The sequence below is a fragment of the bacterium genome (genome assembly GCA_037131655.1).
Classification (GTDB): Bacteria; Armatimonadota; Fimbriimonadia; order Fimbriimonadales; family JBAXQP01; genus JBAXQP01.
Window position 1 is genome coordinate 1 of the sequence record JBAXQP010000274.1, and the last position, 3,636, is coordinate 3,636.

At 46.2% G+C, this 3,636-nt stretch carries 4 protein-coding genes; all 4 read left to right on the forward strand.

The window, feature by feature from the left end:
• On the forward strand, nt 1-394 hold a 394-nt coding region (locus WCO51_11050), incomplete at its 5' end, for a TlpA disulfide reductase family protein (GenBank protein ID MEI6513791.1).
• 20 nt (nt 395-414) lie between these two features.
• The gene (locus WCO51_11055) at nt 415-942 is read left to right on the forward strand and encodes a hypothetical protein (GenBank protein ID MEI6513792.1); all 528 of its coding nucleotides are present in this window, start codon (nt 415-417) and stop codon (nt 940-942) included.
• 564 nt (nt 943-1,506) lie between these two features.
• Entirely contained in the window at nt 1,507-2,382 is an 876-nt protein-coding gene (locus WCO51_11060; GenBank protein ID MEI6513793.1) for an RNA polymerase sigma factor RpoD/SigA, read from the forward strand.
• 224 nt (nt 2,383-2,606) lie between these two features.
• Nucleotides 2,607-3,636: hypothetical protein (locus tag WCO51_11065; protein MEI6513794.1), on the forward strand; the 1,030-nt coding region annotated here is incomplete at its 3' end.

The following is a 3,636-nucleotide window of genomic DNA, read 5'->3' on the forward strand; positions in this document are numbered from 1 at the left end:
GGTTAAGAATCAAGTCGCTTCATACAAAGGCAAGGTTGTATTTCTGAATTACTATGCAACCTGGTGCCCGCCATGTGTTCGCGAGTTTCCGGATATCGTCAAGCTCTCCAATAAATACCGCAAAAGCGGCCTTGTTGTGATTGCAGTGTCGATGGACGATCCAAACCAAACGAACAAGGTGATTTCTTTCTTAAAAGCTCAGAAGGCCACTTTTCCCTCATTTATCAAAAACACGGATGACCCACAGGCCTTTATTAAAGGTTTCGATAAAAACTGGGATGGGGCAATCCCGCGGACCTATATTTATAATAAAAAAGGCAAGCTATACAAAGCCGTCACCGGTTCTCAATCCTATGCCGAATGGGAAGCCTTGGTCAAACCGCTTTTGAAATAGGGTTTTTATAAGGAGCAAACGTGAACGAATGGCAATCATTGGGGCGATTCAAGGTTGGGCGCGCGAAACTGGTTCTCGAAGACTTCATGGCGCCGTCTGCTTTAGGCTTAACCGAAGCGATTATTACTGCTGAGGAGTTCGAATACGATCACGAGACGAATCAGCTTAAAATGGCTTTCGGAACGGCCGAGATCAGCATTTCCGAATCGAGTTTGGAACGGTTGATTACTTCTCATATTGGGTCGAGCGCAAGTGAAATCCAAGTAGAGATGACCGGCGGTCATATTGTCATAACCGGAAAATTCCGCGTCCTCATCGCTTCAGTCCCTTTTAGGGTCGTTGGAACGCTGATCATAGAAGAGCGTACTCGGCTTCTTTTTCGACTAATTGAGGCCACCCCTGCCGAAGGCATCATTAAAGCCCAACTAGCCAAAATCAACCCTCTCTTCGACGTCAACGCCCTTAATCTTCCCTTGCAGTTATACTTAGACAAAGCCGAAATTCTAGAACACACCCTACAAATCTTCGCCAGCGCCAGGACGAGGTGAGGGGGAGAAGCTAGAGGCAAAAAGCCACTAATAAGAATCCTATGAATTTATAGCTCTTTTCTGTTGGTAATGGTGCTAATTGGCTCTTCCAAATCGTACAGAAGCTTAGAGAAGTTGGCCTAGGCTCTTGTTTAATAAAGGCTTTTCCCATGATAGATTAGCCCCTCTGTTATTGCTGCAACCTGTGTATTATCTGGATGCAAAAAGACAAAATCTACGAACAATTTAGAATTTCTTTTCGTCCAATTACTTATAGTGACTAAATAATCGGATTGCAGGGTTAGAAATGTTAAATGGTCGTTATACTACTGGAACTTGAAGAATTACCCTAGTTTTTGGCACGGGAATTGCTAATCATTAAATACTGAGGCAGTTGCACAAGCTAAGAAGGTTATCCGCTATAGCGTTTGATTAGCTGGCAAGCACCCAAGCAGAAATACGGGGTTTTGGGGATGTAATGAGAAAACTAGCAATAATAGCTTGAAGTTTTCTTGTGATATGCAATAGTCTTTCACATAAGGGAATCCATGCTGCGTTGTGTAGGTTATTAAGGGGGATTCACCGATGGTACAGTATGTATGGAATGGTCAACAAGATCCGGTGAGAGAAGATGAGGAAGAAAAAATCCCATCTTATATCAGCAGATTAACACAAACAGAATTATTAACGCCTCATGAAGAAAATGAACTTGCATTGCTGGCACTGGCCGGCAATGAAGAGGCGCGAAAACGATTAGTCGAAGCCAATATGCGCTTAGTGGTTAATATCGCCAAGCATTATCGCAACCATGCTATCCCCTTCGAAGATTTAGTGCAGGAAGGTGCGATTGGCCTTATGAATGCCATCTCGCGCTTCGATCCTGATAAAGGTTATCGTTTTAGCACTTACGCAACCCACTGGATTAGGCAATCTATCGGACGCGCCCTTGATAACAAATCCAAAGCTATCCGGCTTCCTGCTCATGTTTCCGAAACCCTTCGACGAATTATAAAAGAGAAAGCTCGACTGCTGCGAGAGATGGGTGAAGACCCTGATCCTGAGCAATTAGCCCAAGCTTGCGGCGTCAGCACCGGAAAAATCGTCCGCTTGCTCCAGTCCTCTCAAGAACCATTGTCGCTGGATATGATGGTTGGAGATGAAGAGAATGCCGCTCTGGGTTCTTTCCTGTCCGACTCGACCGTCTCAAACCCGGAAGAGATGATCCTTAAATTGGAATTTCAGACTGAAGTAGAAGAGATTTTCGCTTCGTTAAGCGAAAGAGAGCGCATGATCATTCGTCGCCGATTAGGTCTTGACAGTACCGAATCAAACGTTCTTCAGGATATCGGCACGGATCTCCAGCTTTCTCGTGAGCGCATCAGACAAATTGAAGCTAGCGCGATTAAGAAGCTTCGAACGTTGGCTAACCGCCGCCGTTTGAGAGATAAGTACGTTTCGTAAAAATACGATTTTCATCTAAAACCCCGACCCCCTCGAGTCCCCTCTCCCCCAAGAGGGGACTTTTCTTTTTGGAATTATTGGTGATAAGATGCGCCATTGGGTCTTGGGTGAAGTTAGACCTTATTCCGCATCAATAATGACCGACCTCGACGGCATTTGCCATAATAAGTTTTGCTTAGGAGGCTTCGGGTAATCTGAGTGAGGTAGAAGGAGTATTTGTAGTTATGGGGGTGCGTTTTGCCCATCCACAACCGGTAATCGTTTTTAAACAACCTTTTCACGAACGGGTTGAGCCGGCGACGACTGAACCTCGACTTGTTTATGCTCAAGGCGATATCGTTTTGGTCTGGTCAGTGGGACAGGTTATTTATTGCGCCACAAGTCAGGATGGCATTCGTTGGGCTGATCCGCAGCGGATTTGCCTTGAACGCGAACCTCTTATGAAACCTCTCTACATTCAATCGTGCCAACGAACAGTTCATCTTATTTGGCAGAGCGGAGATCGGGCAATCAGATATACCCACTCACGAGATGGCGGAAGGCGATGGGATCAACCTCGAACACTTCACTGGCGAAACCGGACCGATCCAGAACGAGACGAGCTAAACGGTTTTGCGCTTTGGCAAAATAACCTTTACATCAGTTGGAATGTAAGTGTAATCAGCAACCAAGAAAACCCTCGAGATCCAAGGCCACCCTATGGCATGTTTAGTCGAAATGGGGGGAATGATTGGAAATCACTCAACTCACCCATCCCTCATGAGATCGTTGCCCTTGACGAACGAATACTGGTCGGGCAAATTCGAGATGAGGAGTGGCGATCAGAAGATAAAGCTTTGACGTGGAACTTAGTTAAGGAGCGTGATAGGCCCGTCCCACCCGAAGATCATCGCCATATTTGGTTTGGCGGAGAACACGTTACCTATTATATGGGCCTCACTTCACAGCATGAATTGAATTTCAGAGCGAGCGTTGATGCCGGAAAGCGATGGTTGCAAACGCAAACGCTTGCTAAACTCCCTGAACTTGAAGGAAGTGCACAAACCTTTCTCACATTTGCCGAACATGACAGAATTTGGGCGGCTCTGGTTTCAAGTGAGGAGGGCAAGCAATTTCTTTTTACCAGCGGGCGTCGTGGCGAGTCGATATCGCGGTATGATCTGAGTAAATTATTAGCGGGGTCTTCCGGATGGCCAACTTTAACGACCAACGGGCGAGCGGCCGTTCTGGCTTGGTGGCATCCCTCTCAACAGC

Excerpts from the sequence above, each read along its gene's own strand:
- WCO51_11060 (MEI6513793.1), top strand. The coding sequence starts at position 1,507 with ATGGTACAGTATGTATGGAATGGTCAACAAGATCCGGTGAGAGAAGAT.